Raw genomic sequence first — 22,037 nt, 5'->3', positions numbered from 1 at the left:
ATCTTCGCAACAATGAGAGTGTTGCTTGCTATATTTCTTTTTTTCTTATTAGCCATACAGTTAATACCTGTGCGGGCGGTAGGAGATGTGATATCGAAGCAGCGTATTTCTGAAGAAGAAGTACACCATAATAATAGTTATATTACTGATAAAGATTCGGCATTCAACAGGTTTTGGTATCTCCATTACGGTATGCAAAGTGAAAATGGTGGTGCACAGGAAAAGGCAAGCTATATTATCTTAGACGAGGCTTTAATAAAAGTACATCATTTAGAAGTCCTGATACAACCTCCCGACATCGTTTAGTTACTTATTGCAGGAACATTATTGATGTTGTGCAATAATACAGTTATCCCCCCCTTATTACGCGTTTTATACATAAATCGTCATTCCATTGCCGGGCCTTGCCGCCGGGTGATCGGGAAGGGGTGTAGCTGTGGTATTCGTTATACTATCATTTAGAACAAAACAATTGTAACAAAACATCATGTCAAACAATAAATCATTATTTACATATGCTAAGAATGACGTCTTAGCGGGTTTAATTGTATTTCTTATTGCGCTGCCGCTCTGTTTGGGTATTGCGCAGGCTTCAGGTGCCCCCCTGTTTTCTGGTATCGTTTCCGGTATCATAGGAGGTATTGTCATCGGCTTTTTCAGCAAGAGCAACTTTAGTGTAAGTGGCCCTGCTGCAGGTCTGGTTTCTATCGTTGTCAGTGCAATGACCGATTTGGGCGCTTTCGAAATCTTTTTGAGCGCGGTCGTGCTTTCCGGTATTTTCCAAATCATTCTGGGATATGCCAAAGCAGGTACTTTTGCCAACTTCTTTCCTTCGAGCGTTATTGAAGGGATGCTGGCCGGTATCGGGCTCACCATCATCTTCAAGCAACTACCCGATGCAGTAGGCTTTAACGGGCCGGATAAGCTTGTGGGTATGCGTGATGGAGAAAGAGGGATGAACCTGGATATCCTTACCGGGATTACCGAAAATATTCACCTGGGGGCGATCGTTATTACCCTCATTTGTGTGGGCATATTGATCTTATGGCAAACCAAAGGCTTTAGGAAAATACAAATGATTCCGGCCGGATTAATCGTCGTTATCGTGGGTACCTTGCTGAACTATGTTTTTCATACTACCGGTGGTTCTTTACACCTTAGCGAAGCTTATCTGGTGCAATTAAACGTGCCTAATTCGGCTAAAGAATTCCTGAATCAGTTTACCCTGCCCAGCCTTGAAGGATTTATGAATCCCAAAGTATGGCAATATGCCTTAATGATTGCCGTAGTGGCGTCTATCGAAACCCTGCTTTGTATTGAAGCAACGGATAAGTTAGATCCCTTAAAAAGAAATACTTCGGGTAATGGAGAATTAAAGGCACAGGGTATCGGTAATATCCTTAGCGGCTTGATCGGCGGTTTACCGATTACCTCTGTTATCGTGCGTTCCAGCGCCAATATTAATGCCGGTGCCAAATCTAAATTATCGACGATTGTGCATGGGCTCTTATTGTTGGTGTGTGTGGCAACGATCCCTGCCATCCTGAATTTAATTCCGAAATCGGCTTTAGCGGCCATCCTGATTTTTACCGGATACCGCCTGGCCAAACCGGCAACCTTTATCCACATGTACAAAGTAGGACCTACGGAATTTATTCCGTTTGTAGTGACTGCTGTAGCTGTGGCGCTGCCGTTCTTAGGTTTACTTAAAGGAGTAGGATTGGGAATGTTCATCAGTATTTTCTATTTGCTGAGAAGCAATATGCGTATACCATTCTTCTATCGTCGCATTCAGGCCGAAGACAAGGATGTTACAACACTGGAACTGGCACAGGAAGTTTCCTTTTTAAATAAGGGTAGTATCAAGACCACGCTGAACAGCTTTGCAGAAGGCAGTACCGTGATTATCGATGCCAGCAATACGGAATATATAGACTATGATGTTTTGGAGGAAATCAGAGAGTTTTACACGATACAGGCACCGAGCAGGGGCATTACCGTTTCGCTTGTCGGCTTTAAAAATGATTACAAAATCCCCGAAGGTGCCAATGTGCATTATCTGATGACTGAATTGGAGCAGAATGAGGATGCCAAAAAATGGTCCGGGAAGCATAAAAAACTATTGAAAGAACTCAATGGAGACAAAGACAAATAATCAATCCATTATTAAAATTTTAGAAAAACAATGTTACAATCATATAATAATAACTTAGAGGAATTAACACCAGGTGATGCTTTATCCATTTTGTTAGACGGGAATGCCCGCTTTGTAAACGGCATTACAAAAAATAAAAATTTATTAGACAGAGTAGAAGAAACCGGGAAACAACAAAAACCTTATGCCGCAATTTTAAGCTGCATGGATTCGAGAGCACCGGTAGAAATACTATTTGACCAGGGTATTGGCGATGTATTTAGTATTCGTATAGCAGGCAATGTCGTGTCTGAAAATGTGTTGGGATCTTTGGAGTATGCCGTTGGCGTGAGTGGCTCAAAACTGATTATGGTCATGGGGCATACCAATTGCGGAGCGATAAAAGGCGCTTGTGATCATGTTGAGTTTGGTAACCTGACCGGTTTGCTGGATAAGATTCAGCCTGCAGTAAAAAGCGCCGCTACAGAAGGTGCTGATAACAGCAGCAAAAATGATTCATTTGTAGAAGAAGTGACCCGTTTGAATATACATAACTCCATCAGTAGCATCATGAAGCAAAGCGAAGTGATCCGTGATCTGGTTGCAGCAGAAAAAATAAAACTGGTCGGTGCTTTATATTGCGTTTCCAAAGGAACCGTAGAAGTGCTTGAAACCGCAGATTAATTTTTTTTATTTATTTTCAGGAAAGGAACAAAGTGTCGTACTTTGTTCCTTTTTTTAAGGAGTAAAACCAATCATATGACCATACAAGAAGCACAAGCGCAGGTAGACGAATGGATTAAAACCATTGGTGTGCGCTATTTTAATGAATTGACCAATCTGGGTATTTTGATGGAAGAGGTGGGGGAGCTGTCCCGGCTTATGGTGCGGCAGTATGGAGAGCAGTCCTTTAAAGAAAGTGATAAGGGGAAAGACCTGGGCGATGAAATGGCCGATGTATTATGGGTTTTATTATGCCTGGCCAATCAAACCGGTGTGGATCTGACGGCAGCACTGCAAAAAAATATCGAGAAGAAAACGAAACGGGATGCGCAGCGTCACCTTTCAAATGAAAAACTATAGCTTGGTCTTTTGTAAATAAAGGGCAACATTCTTAAAAATATTTTTAAGAATGCTTTACATAAAAATACTCAGCGCGATAATACCTTGTATTATCGCGCTGAGTATTTACACCGTTTTACCGACTATTTATACCACAAAGTGAGGTATAAGAAAAGAAGCATTAAAACCAATACGCTGATGCTTTCAAATCGCGTAAACTGATGGTCTTCTCCTCTTTTCTTTGCTTTGAAAAAGCGTACCCAACGCATGATGGCTACCGTAGCCAATAAGACTAAAACAACAATTTTTAAAATATCTACAGTTTGCATTTTTGCTATAAATTTTTACAATAATACGCCTCTTAAAAATAATACGGCACAAGAGAAATAAATAATCAATCCGGTCACATCGACCAAAGTAGCGACAAAAGGCGCTGAAGAGGTAGCCGGATCCGCTCCCAGACGCTTTAAGAGCATGGGTAGCATCGAACCGGCAAAAGACCCCCATAAGACCACAAAGATAAGGGAAGTGCTGATGGCACAAGAAAGTAACAGCCAGTGATCGCCATAAATCGTAGGGTCTGCCAGATGCCAGATGTAAATACGGGCAAAGCCTATAAGCCCAAGGCTGATGCCCAGCATCAATCCCGAAATAATCTCGCGGCGCATGACCCGCCACCAATCCTTCAGGGTAATTTCGCCCAAAGCCATCGCCTGTATAATCAGTGTAGAGGCCTGAGAGCCACTATTCCCACCACAGGAGATGATCAGCGGTATAAATAAAGAAAGTACCACCGCTTTTTGTATCTGGTCTTCAAAAAAGCCCATAGCCGTTGCGGTCAGCATTTCACCCAGCATCAATACAGCCAGCCAGCCGACGCGTTTTTTAAATAAGCTGAACAGCGGGGTATCCAGATAAGGTTCATCCAAAGCCTCGGTACCCCCGATCTTTTGGATATCTTCTGTATATTCCTCGTTGGCAACCCACAAGATATCATCGACCGTTACAATACCCAGCAGGATATTCTTATCGTCTGTTACAGGTAAGGCCACGCGGTTATTCATCCGGAATACCTGTACCGCCTCTTCCTGGTTGGCATTAGCCTTAAGCGAGACCAAACGATGATCCACGATATCCTCTACATAAGTATCCGGATCGGCCAATAACAATTTACGGATTTGAAGGTCATCCAGTAATACACCATTATCATCAATTACATAAATCACGTGAATGGTTTCTGAATTGATTCCGTATCTGCGGATATGGTCCAGTACACGACTTACCTTCCAGTGTTTTTTGACCGCCACATAATCGGGCGTCATCAAACGGCCCACACTATCTTCCTTATAGCCTAAAAGCCGTAAGGCTTCCTTGCGCTCCTCATCAGGCAGCAGGATAATGAGTTTTTTAACCGCATCACCACTGAGTTCACTAAACAAAGCCGTAAGATCATCAGGCGGCAATTCATTGATCAGTTCCGAAATCTTATGGCCGGATAATTTTTTTAGAATACGTGCTTGCGTAGGGAAGTCTAAGATCCGGAAAGCGTGTACGGAGCGTCCGATAGGTAAGAGTTCAAAAAATCGGGGTGCCTGCTCCGGCAGTTCGTCGATCAGTTCCTTTACATCAGAAATATTCTGTTCTTCTAAAAATTGCAGTAAATCACTATCGGTACCATACTCGATAAGATGTTCTGCCGTTTCTATTATGGATTTGATATTATGTTCCATAATGCTCGATTTAGAGAGGGTTAAGAGAAATATTTTTCGGAATAGGCTGCGAAATTCGGCTATTTTATTTAAGATTGAGTCATATAAAGAAAAATTAATTTTGCGGTTACATAGCGCCAGATAAGCTAATTTCGCCCCTTATGAACTTGAACCCATTGATGATTTTTGTTACGGTATTAAAATTATTACTGTATCCCTTTTCTATCCTGTACGGAGCCATTATGTGGTTGCGGAACAAATTATACGACAGCGGTGTTTATTCTTCCGTTAGCTTTAGCGTACCCGTGATTTCTGTAGGCAATCTTTCTACCGGAGGCACCGGCAAAACCCCCCACATCGAATACCTGATCCGTTTATTACAATACGAATACCGGGTAGCTACCCAAAGCAGGGGCTATAAACGAAGAAGCCGGGGTTTTAAAATGGCAGGCGATCAGACCACTGCTTTTGAGATTGGTGATGAGCCAATGCAATTTCACCTTAAGTTTCCCGAAGTGGCCGTGAGTGTTTGTGAAGAACGCATGACCGGAATACCTGCTTTACTGGCTGAGCGGCCCGATACAGACATTGTTTTGCTAGACGATGCCTACCAACACCGCTCTGTGAAGGCCGGTTTGAATATTTTAATTACCGACTATGCAAAACCTTTTTATACCGACCATGTCTTACCTTTTGGCAACCTGAGAGAACACCGCAATGCCTATAAACGTGCGCATGCCATTATTGTTTCTAAATGTCCTGAGGACCTTACGGAAACCGACAGAAAAGAAATGATCGCAAAGATCAGACCATTAGACCATCAGCGGGTGTTCTTTACCAAAATTCAATATGGGGGCTGTTTTGATTTTTTTAGCGGAATGCCGGTGCCCCTGCAGCCCAACCAGCACATGATCCTCGTCAGTGGTATTGCCAAGCCCGAACCCATGCTTGCATACTTGCGGGAGCAGGTAGCAGAGGTGCATTTATTACGCTATCCCGACCATCACTATTTTACTCAGAATAACCTGGAAGAGATCCGCCAAACCTGTGCAAACTGGAAAGAGCAGCATCCGGTTATGGTTACGACAGAGAAAGACGCGACCCGACTGGCCTTGCATGCGGAGACGCTTAAGAGTTGGGGCGTTACGATACTGGTATTGCCCATCGAAATTGCTTTTATACAGGATAAACCGGTATTTGATCGCATGGTGCAGGATTATATCGATTCTGAAAGACTGAATAGTGAACCACAGCAAGAAAATTTTCAAGAAATATTTTAATAAATAAGGGATAAGAATTATCTTTGTCCACGAAAAATAAATAGTCATGCCCCAAAAAATCAAACATACAAGTAAACAAGTATCAATGTTTTTGCTCCATTTAGTCGTATTTGCTATTGCCAATGTGATCATGTGGTACACTTTATACAAAGGCGAAACAGGATGGGTATACCCTTGGCCGGCTTGGGTTACTGCTGCATGGGGATTAATGGTTGTGGGTCACGCCTGCACCATCTGGGCTAACTTTGAAGATAAAGGTATGGATGTCTTCAAAAAACAATTGAATAACTAAGTTTTCTTAAAATATATTTTCTATCCCCCTGGCTACAGCCCGGGGGATTTTTTTGTACCTTGTAGGAGATAACCTAACCTATAGCTTATGTCTTTCTTTCCTACACCGAAGAAAGTACCTTTGTTATACCTGCTTATCGCCCTGATTGCAGGTATTTTGATAGAAGATAACCTTCTGCAAGTGTACAGCCGTGCTTTTTGGTATCTGCTCCTGTCCTCCTGCCTGCTTCTTTTATTGCTTTTGCTGGTATTGGAAAAATACAAGCAGCGCTCTTTTCAGCTGACAAAAATAATGGCCTTTGTCTCAATTATCTTTTTGGGTATGGGGCTTACTGCTTTTCAGGATGTACGGAGTGCGCCTGATTGGTTGGGCCATCAGCCCGAAAAGTATAGTGCGTTTCATGTCAAGATCATAGAAGAGCCGGCGATAAAGGCCAAGACGGTTTTACTGAAGGTTCAGGTGCTTTCCGGTTTGCGCGATTCCATGTGGCAACCCTTATCGGGTAAATCGCTGGTTTATGTCTATAGAAATAGCACTGCTATACCTTACACGGTGGGGCAGGAGTATATCATTCCGAATGAGCTGAAGGATATGCAGCATAATCAAAATCCCTTTGCCTTTAATTTTGTACAGAAGCAGCAAAGAGAAGGCTTTTATCACCATACTTTTTTAACACCCGATGCCCTCTGTCCTGCCGGAGGAATGACTGAAAAAGGGTATCTGTCGGTGCTTCGGCAATCCTGCTTGCGATATATGGACCGGTATATTCCGGAACAAACAACCCAAGCCCTGTGCAAGGCGACTTTATTCAATGAAAAAGCAGATATGGACGCTTTCATGAAAAATGCCTATGCTGCGACCGGCATAACCCATATCATCGCCATATCCGGCATGCATGTACAAATGTTGTTTGCCCTGTGCTTACTGCCTTTCTTCTGGATACGGGACAAAAGAAAGCTATGGATCAAATACCTTATGGTAGTCCCTTTTGTCTGGATCTATGTAGCCCTTTGCGATTTTCCGCCCTCCGCGATCCGGGCGGGAGTCAGTTTCAGTTTAATCGCCTTGGCCTTGCTCTTAAAAAGACCGGTAAAACCGATACAATTATGGGCCTTAACGGCATTTGTGATGTTATGCAGTAATACCATGTGGCTCTTTCATGTGGGCGTGCAACTGTCTTTTCTGGCTGTTTTGTCGATCCTTATTTTTTACCGGCCCATCCGGCGACTGGTCTTTATAAATACCAAAATTGGGCGCTTAGCCTGGGACACGGTGGCCATCAGCCTGTCCGTACAAGTCCTGGTTTTTCCCTTGGTCATTTATTATTTTCATCAATTCCCGATTTGGTTTTTGCCCGCCAATTTTGTAGCCGCAATCTTTAGTTTCCTGCTGATGATTTTGGCCTTATTGCTCCTGTTCTTCGGAGCACTGCAATTGGGCATGCTTGCAGGTTTTATGGGAAAGATGCTCGTATGGGTCACCACCGCCTTTCATCAGCTTATTGTGGCCTTAAACAAATACACACCCGATATGGCACGGTGGCTGGCAATGGATGGCCTGGATTACCTGCTCTTAATGGGTGCTATTATTGCACTGGCAGTATATGGACTACAGCGGCATAAATGGTCTTTGTTTGCCGGATTATCTGTGCTGCTTTTATACTTCATCAACCTGGCGATACAAGACGGGCTTGCGGCACAACAGGAAAAGGTAATTGTATATGCTGCTAACAACCGTAGTGTCATTGATCTGATAAAAGGACATACTGCATGTACTTATAGCGATAGTACTTTGAGTACAACACAAGCGAAATTTGTGTTGCAGCCGGCCCATATAGGATATCGGATCCGCAGGATGGAAAAAGTGCCCTTACAGAATACTGAGCTGAGTATACAGGGTAAACGTATTGTGTTATGGACACAGGTAAATGTGTTGCCGAAACCCGGTATGGATTATCTGATATTATCGGGAAAGGACTTTGTCGATCCAGAGTGGATACACCGCTTAGAACCTAGGCAGGTCGTGATTGGTTCCGGAATACCCCGAAAGCCTGCATTAAGGCTCTCCCGGTCCTTAGAAGATTTAGGAATACCGGTTCATAATGTCTCCGAAGAAGGGGCCTGGATTTTTCAAAAATAATTTTGTGTATTTCCGATAATTTTCTCCTATATTTGCACTCCGCAAGGGGAATTAGCTCATTTGGTAGAGCGCTTGCATGGCATGCAAGAGGTGACCGGTTCGATTCCGGTATTCTCCACAAGAGCTTCACTACAATGTGAAGCTTTTTTTAAAAGGGCAATTAGCTCAGCTGGTTCAGAGCACTACCTCGACAAGGTAGGGGTCACTGGTTCGAACCCGGTATTGCCCACAAAGACGCCAAATATGCTTTAGCATATTTGGCGTTCTCTTTTTACAGAATTTTCTTGTGCTCTGCACCCTTCCAAAGCTGCTCCTACAGCGATTTTTAGTCTTCACTTTTGAGTAATTGCTTGCGTTTTTATAATGAATGTAGAAGATGAAAACACGCTAAAAATAAAAGATATTTGCGTTTTGGCTGCATGATTTGTTTTTGGTGTTGAAGTGTGCAGCCTGTATTTTTGAGTATCGATTAACCTAACAGACAATACACAAATATTTAATCTGAGACTTGGTAACAGACAGTACAATCAGCTATAGGAGCCTAAAGCCCGAGACAAGCCTTACCGGCTTTGTAGAAAGCTTTTGGATGCTTGAAAATAAAGCAGACCGCGCACATGAAATAGTTGTAGTACCTAACGGCAGATTTGATATCGTTTTTTTTCATACCCCGGACAATCCTTATCATGTGATGCTGATGGGACTGGAAACAGAACCGCAAAAAAGCACCATTCCCCCTAAGGCCATCATCTTTGCCATAAGCTTTAGGCTACTGGCCATTGAATATTTATTGGATATGAAAACGGCGGCTATCATCAATACGGCTTACGCCTTACCAAGCGACTTTTGGGGAATCTCTTCGGATGATTTGAATGATTTTGAACAGTTTTGCTATAAAGTCTCCGTAAAAATGCGTTCCCTTATCAGAACCGATATCGATAATAGAAAGCAGGAATTATTTGAATTAATCTATACTTCAAAAGGAGCGCTGTCGGTAAAAGAATTATCTGAAAAAGTGTTCTGGAGCAGCCGGCAGATTAATCGATATTTCAAGGAGTACTTTGGCATTTCGTTAAAAGCCTATAGCAACATTATCCGTTTCAAGGAATCATTACCACACCTGCTGGAAGGAAAACTTTTTCCTGAGTTGAACTTTACCGATCAAAATCATTTCATTAAGGAAATCAAAAGGCTTTCCGGTGTGTTGCCTAAAGAACTATCTAAAGATGTAAACGACCGATTTTTACTATTCCACTCCATACCCAATAAATAATTTTGCAGGTATAAATTCATTTAAAGTATGCTGGTAGAAAATATAAGTATCGCGATCGTCGGTGGCGGTCCGGGTGGGCTCACCCTGGCGCGTCTTTTACAACAAAAAGGAGCGCATGTAAAAGTGTATGAAAGAGATTTTGATAAGGATGTGCGTATGCAGGGCGCAACCCTCGACCTTCATTTTGAATCGGGACTCAAAGCAATTGAAGCGACAGGCCTTACAGATGCATTTAAAGAAAGATACAGACCTGGTGCGGAAAAGGGACGTTTGCTGGATAAACATACCCATATTTTATATGACGAGCACGATAAAGAAGGCGCTAAAGACTTTGGTCATGAGTTGTTCAGACCGGAAATAGATCGCAGTGATCTAAGAGCGCTATTATTAAATTCCCTTCAACCGGATACCCTTGTGTGGGATAGTCATGTGCTAAGCCTGTCGCGGCAGGGCGCGCAATGGAAGCTGGTGTTTAAAAATGGAACAACCGCCACAGCAGACCTGGTTATCGGAGCAGATGGTGCCAGCTCTAAGCTGCGGCCATTGGTGACGGATGCAGCCCCTTTTTATGCGGGGAACACTATTCTGCAGGGAAATGTAGCGGATGCGGAAATGAAAATTCCCGGTATGTTCCAATTGCTGAAGGGTGGAAAGATATATGCGCATAGTGACGGAAAGTACTTCCATGTATCTCAAAAAGGAGATGGCAGTATTGATTTTTACATCAGCGGTATAATGGATGAAAATTGGGCAAAAAATGCTGTCGTCGATTTTTCGGACCAATCACAAATAATGACATGGGTCAGGGAAGCGTTTGCCGGATGGGATTCTCTATGGTATACCTTGTTTGAAAAGGCCGGTTTACCTATTTTGGTACGGCCGCAATATTGTATGCCTTTTGACCAAACCTGGGCGGCGCAGCCAAATATAACCTTGCTCGGAGATGCAGCGCACATCATGCCGCCTTCGGGAGAGGGGGTAAACTTAGCCATGTTAGATGCTTTGGAATTGAGCGAATGCCTGACCAATGATGCTTATGAAAACATCCGGATGGCCATTGCAGCCTACGAGGAACCGATGCGTATAAGAGCTGCGGCGGAAGCAAGGGATTCGCTGGACATGGTAGCATGGATGCATGCAGAAGGCGCACAGGAAAAAATGATGTATTTCTTTAGCCAGACGCACTGAAGAATAAAAGCACCCCGCCTTTGGAAAAGTGCGGATAAGGTACTTTTATTTCTTTTGCAGCAGGGTAAACGAAATGAGATATGGCTTAAAACCAGATCCTCAGTGTGTATTTTGGGAAAATTACAGGATCCGCATCATATCCAGAAAGGCATCTTTGTATAATCCACCCAAGGGGATTTCAGCGCCGGAGCTTAGTTTGAGTATGCCATTGTCAATCTCTTTAATAAAATGTTTGTTTACCAGAAAAGATTTATGCACCCTGTGTATAAAGGGAAAGTTAGCGAGCTGCTCCTCCATATAAAGCATCGTACTATGTACCATCACTTTTTGATGCGGCATATAGATACAGAGATAATTTTTAAGCGCCTCAATAAAGATAATTTCTTCCGGATTTACTTTGATCAACTTACGATCACTGCGCACATAGAAGCTGTTCTCCTGCCTGTTTTCGGGATTAATTGCAACATTGGGCTTTACCTTATTGACGGCTTTTAAAAAGCGATTAAAGGGAATCGGTTTTAATAGATAGTCTACGACATCCAATTCGAATCCGTCCAGTGCATATTCATGAAAGGCGGTAGTGATAATTACCTTAGGCGTTTGCTTTAAGGTGCGCAGGAATTCCAACCCGGTCATTTCCGGCATTTTAATATCCATAAACATCAGGTCGACTGTCTCCTTATTAAGTGCCGCAAAGGCTTGTAGTGCGCTGCTACATTTGCCCACAAGCACTAAGGAGTCCACCTTTGCAATATAAGATTCTATGACTTCCTGAGCCAATAATTCATCATCTACAATCAGGCATTTCATGTGTTCAGGTTTACGTTTAGCGATACGGTAAAAATAGCGTTTTCCTCCTTTATACGGAGTGTATGTTTCTGTGGATAGAGCAGTTCCAGCCGCTTGCGCACATTCTCTAAGCCAATGCCACCGGCCTTCTTGATACCCGAGCGTTTGAAATTATTCTTTGCATGAAACACAAGTATACCATTGTTTATTTCGATGCTGATCTCAACAAAAGCATGTTCGCTCATGGAGTCCAGGCCGTGCTTAATGGTATTTTCAACAAAAGGAATTAAGAGCACCGGGGCAATAACAGCTGTGCTGAAATCGCCTTTTAATTCAAGTGAGATTTGTTGCAGGTTGCCTATCCTTATTTTCTCAATACCAACGTAGCTTTCAATCATATCAATCTCTTTCTCGAGGGCTACTTTTTCTTGCTGGGTTTCATATAACATATAGCGTAGGATTTCAGAGAGCTTTAAGACTATTTCCGGTGTACTATCTGATTTTTTAAGCGATAGGGCGTAAATACTGTTTAATACATTAAACAGAAAATGGGGATTGATCTGTGATTTCAACAGGCTGAGCTCTGAAGCGATTTGTCTTTTTTCGATGAGTGCGGCTCTTTTTTTGATTCTGAAATACTGCTGTGTTAAAAAGCCAATAGAAAAAATAAAGAGTACTATTAAGACACTCGGTAAGACACTCAGGTAATAATTTATCCAGCTCATGTCCGAGCCAATAGTGCCGATGGTGATGGAAGAGAATTGTCCATCCTCCAGACCCCGGAAATGGTCTACCAGCCAGACATTATACCGGCTGATGATTATGGTAAATATTGTGATCAGCGTGAACAGACCCACTAGATAGGTTTTGTATCGTTGGGTCACGAAATAGGCAGGCATCAGCCATAGGGTATTGATACTGCAAAAGAGGACAAAGAGGCTATTGTACCCGATAACATGCCAGGTGAATTCCATTTGCATTCCTGCTGCAGGATGGTAATTCAGGCTGTTATTATAGGCGGCGTTCAGGATCAGCCCCCAGCCAAGTATATTGAGGATAATTCGGATGCCGTGTTTATGAATCCATGCTAACATAGTGCAAATATTCAGAAGGAATTTTTAAACACACTAAAATATTGGACAAATCCCCTTTTTTTGTAGACAAAAATAAGAAAAAGCACTTTTAAAGTTTACGTCAATGATAGGCACCATTTGGTCAAAAAACGGTTCAGGAGCTCTCCGCTTAGCGTTTCTTTGCCCTATAAAAATAATAAATCATGAAAAGATTAATCTACTGTGCTGCGGTCTGCATATTTGCGACCGTGTATCATACAAGCTACGCACAACAAAAATTTCAGACCCGAACGGCCGACAGCCTCTTTAATAGCCTGCATAAAGAAGGGAAATTTAACGGGAATGTGCTTCTGGCGGAAAATGGGAAAGTATTATATAAAAAAAGCTTTGGATTGGCCAATCAAACGACCAAAGCACCATTGAATGAACATTCGATGTTTGAGCTGGCCTCCTGCTCCAAACAATTTACGGCGATGGCGATTGCCCTGTTACAACACCAGGGAAAACTGAAAGTAGAGGAGGAATTTGCTAAGTATATTCCTGAACTCGGCTTTTACAAAGGTATTACCATCAATAATCTTCTGTATCATACCTCGGGACTTTCAGATTATATGTCGCTGGATACCCTGTGGAGTACTTGGGATGATCAAAAGATTGCCAATAATGAAGATATGATTGCAGCTTATGCCCGATATAAACCGGCATTAATTTTTGAAACGGGTACAAAGCATGAGTATTCCAATACCGGATATATGCTCCTGGCCAGTATTGTAGCCCGCGTGTCGGGTATGTCCTTTGAGGTCTATGTACAGCAGAATATCTTTAAGCCCCTCAAGATGAACCGTAGCATGGTATATTCCAGAAGGTATGCACCCAAGAAGGTAGATAATTACGCCTTTGGTTATGTGATGGATGACTCTTTACAAAAGCTGGTCTTACCTGATGACTATCTGTATACCCGGTATGTGTACAATTTTGATGGTATCGTTGGAGATGGCGGGGTTAATTCAACCGTTAATGATCTCTTGAAATGGGATGCAGCCTTGTATACGAATCAACTGCTTTCCGCGTCGGAAATGAAGGCCCTATTTACCTCCGGAACCTTAAAAGACGGCACACCGGTTCATTATGGCTTTGGATGGTTTTTGAAAACCAATGCCCAGAGCGATCCCATCGTATTTCATAGTGGCAGCTGGCCGGGTTATATTACGTATATAGAAAGAAATACCAAAACGCATCAGACTATGATATTATTGCAGAATGGATCCGGTATCATTCCTAAAAAAGAAATTAAACTCTTGATGGACGGCAAACCCTTGCCACAACCTGCTTTTAAGGAAATTCAATTGCCCGAAACAGCCCTGAATATATACGAAGGCCAATACCAGTTGTTGCCCGATATGATCTTAACGGTTACTAAGGAGGGCAATAAATTATACGGGCAGGCAACCGGACAGAACAGAATTCAGTTATATGCTGCTGCTGAGGATAAATTCTTTACAAAAGATATTGAGGCACATCTTGAATTTACAAAAGAAGGCGGTCAGATCACAAAATTACTTTGGTACCAGGGTGGGCAGGTGATACCGGCAACAAAGATTAAATAAAGGCTAAGGGATAATCTTTAAAAGAAACGCTTTTTTAGTCTCCGGATGATACCAAAAGAATATGCGGCTCCCATTCCGGAAGGTACTATATTGTGGTGAACGGGCAATAGCAGCGGTATCCCACCATTGTTTCGGAAAATAACAGCAGCTGGCATAACTATCCCTGTTTTTTTCTGTATCCAAACTAAGAGCTAAGGTCAGTTTCACCTTCTCTGCAGTGGCAGCGTTACAGTCAAAAGCTAACCAATAAATGGCATCTGATAATACATCATCCTTATATTGGATATTGTGCACATCGGTGCCGGGACTAAAGCCTGTAAGCTGCTTGAAGTCTGTAGTCTTACGGTTGCAGGAAATAAATCCCAGGACTATCATTAAGGCAAAATAGCATTGCAATTTACTGGTGTACATAAAGCATATTTTATAATCATTTTCAATAATAGGGAGCACAGTAGCGTGCTCCCTATCGCTTTTATGGTAATTCAATCGCCTGCCTTACCCCAATCTGGCTCAGGAAATACTCATCATGAGAAATAACCAAAAGCGTTCCCTGGTAATCATTAATGGCCGTCGTTAAGATGTCTATATTCTGAATATCCAGATTGTTTGTGGGCTCATCAAGGATAATGATGTCTGGGGCCTTATTGGCAATAGTCAGGCAGCAAAGGATTAAACGCATTTTTTCTCCGCCGCTTAAAACGCTGCAGGGTTTGTCCCAGTAGTCTTTGGAAAATAAAAAACGATTCAGGCGTATTTTGAGTTCATGTTCTTGCAATCCACTGTGATTAAAGGCCTGTGCCTGTTCGTAAACGCTGTGTGATGCCTCAATCAGGGAATAGTCCTGGTCAATATAGACCGCTTTAACCGTTGCGCGCTGTATGCTGCCTTTTTGTGGCTCCAGGGTTCCTAAAAGGATTTTAATCAGTGTCGTTTTTCCCGAACCGTTTTGTCCTTTCAGGGCAATGCGATCACCACTGGTGATGAGTACGTTTAAGGGGCTGTTCCAAAGCGGCTTTTGGCCATAGCTAAAGTTGATGTCTTGAGCATGGATCAGGATCTTGCCCTTATGTAAATCGGCGGGATCAAAACCGAATTTCATCTTATCTGCATCCGGCAATTCTTTACGCAGCTGGTTAAGCTCACGGGCGATGTTGCCCACCTTCTCAGCATGTATATCCTTGCTGCGTGCGGTACTTTGCTCCGCGCTGTTCTTCATTGTTTTTAGCATGATCGTGGCCACCCCGGCTTTCTCCTGCTTCTTACGGCCACGGGCATCTAATTTCTGCTGCCGTTCCAGGGTTTCCCGCTCCGTTTCCTTGGCTTTGCGTAAGGCTTTCTCCTTGCTTTTGATATCCATGTCCAGCGCAGTACTTTCCAGGAGCTTTTGTGCGGCATAGAAATCATAATTGCCCCCATAAACGGTGATGCCCCGCTTGCTCAATTCATAAACCGAATCGAGCAGATTGAGTAAAGTCCGGTCATGGCTTACAATGACCAGAGTGCCGGAAGTATTTTGTATGAAATCATATAAGATCTGCCTGCTTTGCCTGTCCAGGTGATTACTGGGCTCATCCATTAATATGATCTCGGGCTGGTGTATGGTGATACCCGCGAGGAATACTTTTGTTTTTTGTCCGCCACTTAGGCCACTCATCTTTTGTCCCAAATCCAGGTGGTCGAGTTGCCAGCATGATAAGGCCTCCCGGCATCGTTCTTCGATCGACCAGTCATCATTCAATATCGTAAGGTTTGTTTCATTCACGACCCCACTAAGAATCTCTGCTAAAGCCTTTAATTTGTCTTCAATTTGTAAGGCCTGTGCGAGCGTGTATTCATTGAACTGGCCAAAAATCTGGGGGATATAATAAGCGCGGGCATGGCTTGTACACACGCCACTTGCCGGTATTAAAGTGCCGGCCATGATTTTAAGCAGGGTAGATTTTCCTGCACCATTATTCCCGATCAGGGCTATTTTTTGGTTTTTATTGATTGTAAGGTTGATATTGTCAAACAATACTTCCTTATTGGGATGTATATAAGCGATCTGTTGCAGTATAAGCATAAAATCTCGATCTTTTAAAAATGGAATAAAATAGCAAGCCACGGAGCGGCTGTGCCAGGTATTTATTTTTTTGGAAAGAAATTTATGTCTACATCTATCTTACTTATGCTTTAGAGATTACAAAAGTAAGATTTTTTTAGTTATGGCGCTTTTTAGGTGAAGCGCGCTTTTGATCTGTGGATAGATCGACCGGTAGCTGATAAAAGGAAATTTCCTTTATATTCAGCTACCGATGTATCTGCCTCATATTTTTTTCATGGGAAAGGTCTCTTTTACCTGCTGTCCGTTTTGAATACCTGAAATTTCGGCCACTAAGGTATCCGCAGCTATTTTTTTGTAGGTAATGCGTTGGGGAAAATCGTGTTGTGCATTTTCAAACACTAAATCCGTATCTGATATTTTAGTTAAAGTAAAACGTACCGGCAGATCGTTATTATGTCCTTTTACCGTTGGTATATACACCAGTGATCGCTGTTCCTGAACCAATTTTAGAGATTCAAAAATCAGGGTGTCCTTCCCTTCAAGAAGATAACTTTTCCCCGTAAATTCCGTATCATTTACCCGATGCCAGCTTTCATAAACGGTACCTTTGGCCGTTTCGTTTTTCCAGGTACCCAAAAGCCAGCCGGCTTTGTCTATTTGTTTTTTCGGCTTTGCCTGACTACTGCAGAGCAAGAGGACACAGCCGAAGAGTATGCCTATTCTTTTCATCATGTTTATTGTTTTTTTATTGAGGAGAATGTAGGGCCATCTTATTGCCTTCTGTATCGATAAACATTGCGAAATATCCCATTTCAGGACTGATTTCTGTTTTGGGAACGATTACAGTGCCTTGATTCGGGGCTATTTTATCCAATATCGCTTGCAAATCTTTACCGCCGTTCAGGTAGGCAACCACACCAGTTGTTGCCGGTAGGTAATCAGGCCCCTGTACAATAGCACCACTTACATTTTGCCCGTCAGAAGGAAAGAAACCCATTTTCGTGCCGAACATATCGGCTTCTTCGATTTTAGTGTCCAGGATGGATGTATAAAAAGAAATTGCTCTGTTAATATCGGTTGCGGGAATTTCGAACCAATTGATCAAATGCTCCATTTAGAAAATAATTTTAAGTCTGCTGCAATATTGCCCTACAAAATTAGGCCGGAGGCAAAACAAAAAATTGTAAAAATGCGACAATTAATCACTGCCGTGAAAGAGGGCAGACATCTTACTGTTTTCATTATAAAAATCCTTTGGAGATAAGCCGGTAAACTCTTTGAAGTCTTTTATAAAATGCGCCTGATCATAATAATCTCCTTCATAGGCCAGGTCAGTAAGCCGGTTATACTGTTTACTCAGCAATAGTTTTAAGGCCGCCTGCAGGCGAATGATTTTGGAGAGTTGTTTAGGGCTTAGGCCGATGGTGTCGGCAAACCGGCGTTCCAATTGTCTGCGGTTGATGCTCATTTGCAGGGACAGTTCCTCTACCGAGAGTTGTCCGTTACCCTCCAGAATTGTGCTGAGCGCGGCACTCACAATGCGATCTCGGGTGTCTTTATGGGCCAGTTTGTCTAACAAAAATGCTTCGACAATCTTGATTTTTTCTTCCGTATTTTTGGTGCCTAAGACACGGCTTTCCAATTGGATTCCTTCTTCCCCAAACACGGTTTCCAGAGATACCGCTTTATTTTCAAACGCTTTGATGGGTATTGTTGCAAAGGGCATAAACCCTTCGGGATGAAATCGTACAGAGAAAATACCCGTTATGCCGGTGGGTTCAATCTCAAGCGGTGCAGTCAGTTGCCCAAACACACAAGCCCGCGGTTGTATAACGCCCTGACCGTCTATATACTGCTTGTACAGATCTCCGTAATGGAAGATCATTTCCATACAACCATCCGGCACAATCCTTTGCTTTTGAGGAGTCTCCTCCCTGGGACTATCTATGGTCCAATAGCATTTGATCACCGGGTTGAGCTCCGGGCTTGGGTCGTAGGTATTATAGTGCATAAAAGTGCCTTGTCTTATTCATCTCAAATATAAGCCTTGTCTTAGATATTTGGCTTATCTAAATGGGTAAGCCTGATCGTGTATAAATGATAAAGCCACTTCAAAAGAAGTGGCTTTATCATTTATATATCGGGATGAACAATTACTTGTTCATTGTAATTAAGAATTCTTCATTGCTCCTGGTACCTTTCATATTCTGGAGTAAGAACTTCATTGCCTCATCCGTATTCATATCGGCTAAGTGATTACGCAATACCCACATTTTACCGAGGGCTTCTTTGCTGATCAACAGATCATCTCTACGCGTAGAAGAAGACGTAATATCGATTGCCGGGAAAATACGTTTGTTGGCCAGTTTACGATCCAACTGTAACTCCATGTTACCGGTACCTTTAAATTCCTCAAAGATATAATCATCCATACGGGAACCCGTGTCGGTAAGGGCTGTGGCCAATATCGTAAGGGATCCGCCATTTTCTATTTTACGGGCAGCACCAAAGAATTGTTTTGGTTTTTGCATCGCATTTGCTTCCACACCACCACTCAATACTTTACCCGACGCAGGGGCAACGGTATTATGCGCACGCGCCAGACGGGTAATAGAATCTAAAAGGATCACCACATCATGTCCTACTTCTACCAAACGTTTGGCTTTTTGTAAGGCAATGCCGGAAACTTTTACATGTTTTTCAGCCGGTTCATCAAAAGTAGAGGCAATTACCTCTGCGTTCACGCTCCGTTGCATATCTGTTACCTCTTCCGGACGTTCGTCGATCAAAACGATCATCAGGTAGCATTCCGGATGGTTAGCGGCAATAGCGTTGGCGATTTCTTTCAGCAACATGGTTTTACCCGTTTTCGGTTGTGCCACGATCAAACCACGCTGTCCTTTACCGATTGGTGTAAATAAATCCATGATCCGGGTGCTTAGATTTGAAGCGCCCATATCAAGGTTTAGTTTTTCATTCGGGAAGAGGGGAGTGAGGTAATCGAAAGGAACACGGTCGCGGATGTCTTCAGGAAGACGGCCATTGATGGTTGATACCTTCAACAGCGCAAAATATTTTTCGCCTTCTTTCGGAGGACGTACATTACCTTTTACGGTATCTCCGGTTTTGAGGCCAAATAATTTAATCTGAGAGGGTGATACATAAATATCATCCGGAGAGCTCAAATAGTTATAATCACTGCTGCGCAGGAATCCATAACCATCAGGCATCATTTCCAGGACACCTTCGCTTTCAATAATCCCGTCAAATTCGATATTGAAACTGGTGGGTTGTTCTTGTTGCGGATTGCGGTGTCTGTTATTGTTATTATTATTGTTGTTTTGCTGATTTTTATGCTTGTGTTGGGGTCTTTCTGCCTGTGGTTCAGTTACGGGATTGGGCTCTTGTAATTCGATGGCCTCTCCGCTTTCGGTAACAATAACTTCTTTATTAGGGGTAGACTCGGTTGGGGTTGCCGTAGCTGCTGTGGTAGGGTTGCTTTCCGGAGTATCAAATTCCAGGTCTGCGGCATCATTTACGGCTTGTTCTGCAGGTTTTACTTTCTTTATCGGTTTCTTAGGCCTTGCTTCTTTTTTAGGTTTCTCTTCATCCGTTACTTCCTGTATCTCTTTTATTTCCAGGGTTTCCTGTGTTTGCGGTAAGGCATCCTGGGCTTCACTTTCAGGTGTTTCTCCTTTTTCTACCTTAGGTTTCCGTGTTCTTTTCGGTTTGGATTCCGGCTCTAATGCGCCTGTTGCAGCTTGCTTATCAATAATTTTATATATTAAAGCTTGCTTTTCTAATTTTTTAAAATTAGCCACTCCAAGTTGCTCCGCAATGTCATTCAATTCTGGAACAATCATATCTTGAAGTTGATTGATGTCGTATGGCATTTAATGAATTTAATTAATTTAAAATATTCTTTGAATAGAATTTTAAGGGGATGTAGTAGGTGATCGTATAGAAAATTTTTAAGGAAGCGGTTGGCGCAATCTGGTTTGTCTGCGCCGCGTGATATGCAAGATTACAAAATATTTCTGTAACTGCAAAAAAATAATAATACGTTAATCCCTATGTATATTCGGGGGTAATACTATTTGATTAACCCGTTTTTATCCGCATCAGGATCGTAAAATTCAGGAGTAAATCAGACGTGGATTTGTCTTATGTCTGTGTCTTCAGGAAGGCCGCTGCCATGCGTGCAATCGTTTCTTTTATGGGGGTAAAACTAAAGCCGGGCATTGCCTGTAGCCATTTCTGATTGTCGTAAAAACATTGTGTTTGTGCCGTGCGGGCAGTTTCTTTTGTGATGGTCACTTTTTTGCCGGTAAGCATGCTTTTTACGGCAGACAAGCGCCAGATCAAAGCAGTCATGAGAGGGCTGGCTTTTTTATGAGGTGGTTTTTTACCCAAAGCCCCGGCCATCAAGCTGAAAATGCTCTTATAACTATGATTGCCTTCTGTCAAAATAAAACGTTCTTCGATAAGATCACTGTCCATTAGTAAGACCATGGCACGGGCTACATCCTGTACATCTACCCAGCCATTAACCCCTTCGGTATACCAGGGAAATTCTTTGTAAGCCGTCTTAATCAGTGCGGCCGAACCTTCGTCCCAGTTACCTTCTCCCAAGATAATACCCGGATTAACCACCACTGCATTTAGGCCTTCGGCCATTGCCCGCCATACTTCCATTTCGGCATAATATTTACCCACCGCATAGGCAGAATTATTGCTGCTGTCCTGCCAGTGTGTTTCTTCCGAGATCGGATCGGTAGCCGTCAGTGCCCTACCCAAAGAAGCAATACTGCTTACATGTACCAGTTTGCGGACACCTGCATCCAGTGCTTCATTCACCACATTTGCAGTCGCAGCCTGATTATCATTGATCACACGGTGATGGTCTTTTTGATCAAAAGATACAATCGCAGCACAGTGGTAAACCATCGTTATGCCCTTCATGGCTTCTTCAACGGCATAAGGATCTAACAGATCGCAGGCATACCATGCTATACGGGGGTCTTGTACTGCGGGAGGGTTTTTATGATACAAAGCGCGTATCGGAATTGATAAGGGTATCAACTCTTTTAATAAATGTGCGCCCAGAAAGCCGCTTGCGCCTGTAACTAAAATCAAATGCTGGAATATTTATAAGGGTAAAATGCAGTAAGCGACAAGCGCTTACTGCATCTGAAATATTATTGAATGGGCGTAAATTGTTTCAAAAAACGCACATCGTTCTGTGAATATAAACGTAAATCGTTGACTTGGTATTTTATTTGCGTGATCCGCTCCACACCCATACCAAATGCAAAGCCGGAATAGACCTCTGGGTCTAAATTGAAATTGCGTAAGAGGTCAGGATGTACCATACCACAACCCAAAATTTCTACCCAACCGCTGTGTTTACACAAATTACAGCCTTCGCCACCACATACAGTACAACTAAT

21 protein-coding genes, 2 tRNA genes and 1 pseudogene are annotated in these 22,037 nt (G+C 42.7%); 12 read left to right on the top strand and 12 right to left on the bottom strand.

The window, feature by feature from the left end; genetic code table 11:
* Positions 1 to 21 precede the first annotated feature (21 nt).
* From DBR32_RS05915 to DBR32_RS05900, 4 genes are all read left to right on the top strand, one after another.
* On the top strand, positions 22 to 306 hold the full coding sequence (locus DBR32_RS05915) for a hypothetical protein (RefSeq protein WP_124635377.1): 285 nt from the start codon (positions 22 to 24) through the stop codon (positions 304 to 306).
* 181 nt (positions 307 to 487) lie between these two features.
* Positions 488 to 2,155 (top strand): SulP family inorganic anion transporter, encoded by a 1,668-nt coding sequence (locus DBR32_RS05910; RefSeq protein ID WP_124635376.1) that lies wholly within the window; start codon positions 488 to 490, stop codon positions 2,153 to 2,155.
* A gap of 30 nt (positions 2,156 to 2,185) precedes the next feature.
* A complete protein-coding gene (locus tag DBR32_RS05905) occupies positions 2,186 to 2,818 on the top strand; it encodes a carbonic anhydrase family protein (RefSeq protein WP_124635375.1) in 633 nt (210 codons plus the stop codon).
* A 75-nt stretch (positions 2,819 to 2,893) separates the two neighbouring features.
* Positions 2,894 to 3,217 (top strand): nucleotide pyrophosphohydrolase, encoded by a 324-nt coding sequence (locus DBR32_RS05900; protein ID WP_124635374.1) that lies wholly within the window; start codon positions 2,894 to 2,896, stop codon positions 3,215 to 3,217.
* 122 nt (positions 3,218 to 3,339) lie between these two features.
* Here the strand turns inward: DBR32_RS05900 and DBR32_RS05895 are convergent, their stop codons facing one another.
* Positions 3,340 to 3,525, bottom strand: coding sequence for a hypothetical protein (locus DBR32_RS05895; RefSeq protein ID WP_124635373.1), 186 nt, complete (start codon positions 3,523 to 3,525; stop codon positions 3,340 to 3,342).
* A 15-nt stretch (positions 3,526 to 3,540) separates the two neighbouring features.
* Positions 3,541 to 4,926, bottom strand: coding sequence for a magnesium transporter (mgtE, locus tag DBR32_RS05890; RefSeq protein ID WP_124635372.1), 1,386 nt, complete (start codon positions 4,924 to 4,926; stop codon positions 3,541 to 3,543).
* A gap of 140 nt (positions 4,927 to 5,066) precedes the next feature.
* On the opposite strand from mgtE, the gene lpxK reads away from it, so the two are divergent.
* The 7 genes from lpxK (at position 5,067) to DBR32_RS05855 (ending at position 11,074) form a co-directional block, all read left to right on the top strand.
* Positions 5,067 to 6,185: a tetraacyldisaccharide 4'-kinase gene (gene lpxK / locus DBR32_RS05885; protein ID WP_124635371.1), complete on the top strand. Its 1,119-nt coding sequence runs from the start codon at positions 5,067 to 5,069 to the stop codon at positions 6,183 to 6,185.
* A gap of 46 nt (positions 6,186 to 6,231) precedes the next feature.
* Positions 6,232 to 6,477 carry a 2TM domain-containing protein gene (locus DBR32_RS05880; protein ID WP_124635370.1) on the top strand — a complete coding sequence of 82 codons (246 nt, stop codon included), beginning with the start codon at positions 6,232 to 6,234 and terminating at the stop codon, positions 6,475 to 6,477.
* 87 nt (positions 6,478 to 6,564) lie between these two features.
* Positions 6,565 to 8,616 carry a ComEC/Rec2 family competence protein gene (locus DBR32_RS05875; RefSeq protein WP_124635369.1) on the top strand — a complete coding sequence of 684 codons (2,052 nt, stop codon included), beginning with the start codon at positions 6,565 to 6,567 and terminating at the stop codon, positions 8,614 to 8,616.
* 45 nt (positions 8,617 to 8,661) lie between these two features.
* Positions 8,662 to 8,734: transfer RNA gene (locus DBR32_RS05870), tRNA-Ala, on the top strand.
* A 36-nt stretch (positions 8,735 to 8,770) separates the two neighbouring features.
* Positions 8,771 to 8,845: transfer RNA gene (locus tag DBR32_RS05865), tRNA-Val, on the top strand.
* A gap of 279 nt (positions 8,846 to 9,124) precedes the next feature.
* Positions 9,125 to 9,886: a helix-turn-helix domain-containing protein gene (locus DBR32_RS05860; RefSeq protein WP_370453696.1), complete on the top strand. Its 762-nt coding sequence runs from the start codon at positions 9,125 to 9,127 to the stop codon at positions 9,884 to 9,886.
* Positions 9,887 to 9,913: 27 nt separating this feature from the next.
* Positions 9,914 to 11,074 (top strand): NAD(P)/FAD-dependent oxidoreductase, encoded by a 1,161-nt coding sequence (locus DBR32_RS05855; RefSeq protein WP_124635368.1) that lies wholly within the window; start codon positions 9,914 to 9,916, stop codon positions 11,072 to 11,074.
* Between the two features lie 120 nt (positions 11,075 to 11,194).
* On the opposite strand, the gene DBR32_RS05850 is transcribed toward DBR32_RS05855, so the two are convergent.
* Both DBR32_RS05850 and DBR32_RS05845 read right to left on the bottom strand, forming a co-directional pair.
* Positions 11,195 to 11,884: a LytTR family DNA-binding domain-containing protein gene (locus DBR32_RS05850; RefSeq protein ID WP_124635367.1), complete on the bottom strand. Its 690-nt coding sequence runs from the start codon at positions 11,882 to 11,884 to the stop codon at positions 11,195 to 11,197.
* Positions 11,881 to 12,957: a sensor histidine kinase gene (locus DBR32_RS05845; protein WP_124635366.1), complete on the bottom strand. Its 1,077-nt coding sequence runs from the start codon at positions 12,955 to 12,957 to the stop codon at positions 11,881 to 11,883. The genes DBR32_RS05850 and DBR32_RS05845 overlap by 4 nt, the downstream gene beginning before the upstream one ends.
* A gap of 182 nt (positions 12,958 to 13,139) precedes the next feature.
* Between DBR32_RS05845 and DBR32_RS05840 the strand changes: the two genes are divergently transcribed.
* Complete coding sequence (locus tag DBR32_RS05840; protein ID WP_124635365.1) at positions 13,140 to 14,543, top strand: serine hydrolase; 1,404 nt, start codon at positions 13,140 to 13,142, stop codon at positions 14,541 to 14,543.
* A 3-nt stretch (positions 14,544 to 14,546) separates the two neighbouring features.
* On the opposite strand, the gene DBR32_RS05835 is transcribed toward DBR32_RS05840, so the two are convergent.
* The 8 genes and pseudogenes from DBR32_RS05835 to DBR32_RS15710 form a co-directional block, all read right to left on the bottom strand.
* Positions 14,547 to 14,954 (bottom strand): hypothetical protein, encoded by a 408-nt coding sequence (locus DBR32_RS05835; protein WP_124635364.1) that lies wholly within the window; start codon positions 14,952 to 14,954, stop codon positions 14,547 to 14,549.
* A 61-nt stretch (positions 14,955 to 15,015) separates the two neighbouring features.
* The gene (abc-f, locus tag DBR32_RS05830; protein WP_124635363.1) at positions 15,016 to 16,605 is read right to left on the bottom strand and encodes a ribosomal protection-like ABC-F family protein; all 1,590 of its coding nucleotides are present in this window, start codon (positions 16,603 to 16,605) and stop codon (positions 15,016 to 15,018) included.
* Positions 16,606 to 16,848: 243 nt separating this feature from the next.
* On the bottom strand, positions 16,849 to 17,319 hold the full coding sequence (locus DBR32_RS05825; protein ID WP_124635362.1) for a DUF6265 family protein: 471 nt from the start codon (positions 17,317 to 17,319) through the stop codon (positions 16,849 to 16,851).
* Positions 17,320 to 17,332: 13 nt separating this feature from the next.
* The gene (locus DBR32_RS05820; protein WP_124635361.1) at positions 17,333 to 17,701 is read right to left on the bottom strand and encodes a VOC family protein; all 369 of its coding nucleotides are present in this window, start codon (positions 17,699 to 17,701) and stop codon (positions 17,333 to 17,335) included.
* An 84-nt stretch (positions 17,702 to 17,785) separates the two neighbouring features.
* Positions 17,786 to 18,598, bottom strand: a complete 813-nt coding sequence (locus DBR32_RS05815) for a helix-turn-helix domain-containing protein (protein WP_124635360.1) — start codon at positions 18,596 to 18,598, stop codon at positions 17,786 to 17,788.
* 142 nt (positions 18,599 to 18,740) lie between these two features.
* Positions 18,741 to 20,450 carry a transcription termination factor Rho gene (rho, locus tag DBR32_RS05810; RefSeq protein WP_233559674.1) on the bottom strand — a complete coding sequence of 570 codons (1,710 nt, stop codon included), beginning with the start codon at positions 20,448 to 20,450 and terminating at the stop codon, positions 18,741 to 18,743.
* 301 nt (positions 20,451 to 20,751) lie between these two features.
* Positions 20,752 to 21,723 carry an NAD-dependent epimerase/dehydratase family protein gene (locus DBR32_RS05805; protein ID WP_124635358.1) on the bottom strand — a complete coding sequence of 324 codons (972 nt, stop codon included), beginning with the start codon at positions 21,721 to 21,723 and terminating at the stop codon, positions 20,752 to 20,754.
* 62 nt (positions 21,724 to 21,785) lie between these two features.
* Positions 21,786 to 22,037 (bottom strand): annotated as a pseudogene (locus tag DBR32_RS15710) (phenylalanine--tRNA ligase subunit alpha); the annotation flags it as partial.

This window comes from Taibaiella sp. KBW10, from assembly GCF_003852495.1.
Lineage (GTDB): Bacteria > Bacteroidota > Bacteroidia > Chitinophagales > Chitinophagaceae > Edaphocola.
Note: the sequence above shows the minus strand (reverse complement) of the source record. Positions and strands in the feature narration are given on the sequence as shown.

Bases quoted from the DNA above. Each gene is read 5' to 3' on its own strand.
- DBR32_RS05910 (WP_124635376.1), top strand. From the start codon at position 488: ATGTCAAACAATAAATCATTATTTACATATGCTAAGAATGACGTCTTA.
- DBR32_RS05905 (WP_124635375.1), top strand. From the start codon at position 2,186: ATGTTACAATCATATAATAATAACTTAGAGGAATTAACACCAGGTGAT.
- DBR32_RS05900 (WP_124635374.1), top strand. From the start codon at position 2,894: ATGACCATACAAGAAGCACAAGCGCAGGTAGACGAATGGATTAAAACC.
- DBR32_RS05895 (WP_124635373.1), bottom strand. From the start codon at position 3,525: ATGCAAACTGTAGATATTTTAAAAATTGTTGTTTTAGTCTTATTGGCT.
- mgtE (WP_124635372.1), bottom strand. From the start codon at position 4,926: ATGGAACATAATATCAAATCCATAATAGAAACGGCAGAACATCTTATC.
- lpxK (WP_124635371.1), top strand. From the start codon at position 5,067: ATGAACTTGAACCCATTGATGATTTTTGTTACGGTATTAAAATTATTA.
- DBR32_RS05880 (WP_124635370.1), top strand. From the start codon at position 6,232: ATGCCCCAAAAAATCAAACATACAAGTAAACAAGTATCAATGTTTTTG.
- DBR32_RS05875 (WP_124635369.1), top strand. From the start codon at position 6,565: ATGTCTTTCTTTCCTACACCGAAGAAAGTACCTTTGTTATACCTGCTT.
- DBR32_RS05855 (WP_124635368.1), top strand. From the start codon at position 9,914: ATGCTGGTAGAAAATATAAGTATCGCGATCGTCGGTGGCGGTCCGGGT.
- DBR32_RS05850 (WP_124635367.1), bottom strand. From the start codon at position 11,884: ATGAAATGCCTGATTGTAGATGATGAATTATTGGCTCAGGAAGTCATA.
- DBR32_RS05845 (WP_124635366.1), bottom strand. From the start codon at position 12,957: ATGTTAGCATGGATTCATAAACACGGCATCCGAATTATCCTCAATATA.
- DBR32_RS05840 (WP_124635365.1), top strand. From the start codon at position 13,140: ATGAAAAGATTAATCTACTGTGCTGCGGTCTGCATATTTGCGACCGTG.
- DBR32_RS05835 (WP_124635364.1), bottom strand. From the start codon at position 14,954: ATGTACACCAGTAAATTGCAATGCTATTTTGCCTTAATGATAGTCCTG.
- abc-f (WP_124635363.1), bottom strand. From the start codon at position 16,605: ATGCTTATACTGCAACAGATCGCTTATATACATCCCAATAAGGAAGTA.
- DBR32_RS05825 (WP_124635362.1), bottom strand. From the start codon at position 17,319: ATGATGAAAAGAATAGGCATACTCTTCGGCTGTGTCCTCTTGCTCTGC.
- DBR32_RS05820 (WP_124635361.1), bottom strand. From the start codon at position 17,701: ATGGAGCATTTGATCAATTGGTTCGAAATTCCCGCAACCGATATTAAC.
- DBR32_RS05815 (WP_124635360.1), bottom strand. From the start codon at position 18,598: ATGCACTATAATACCTACGACCCAAGCCCGGAGCTCAACCCGGTGATC.
- rho (WP_233559674.1), bottom strand. From the start codon at position 20,450: ATGATTGTTCCAGAATTGAATGACATTGCGGAGCAACTTGGAGTGGCT.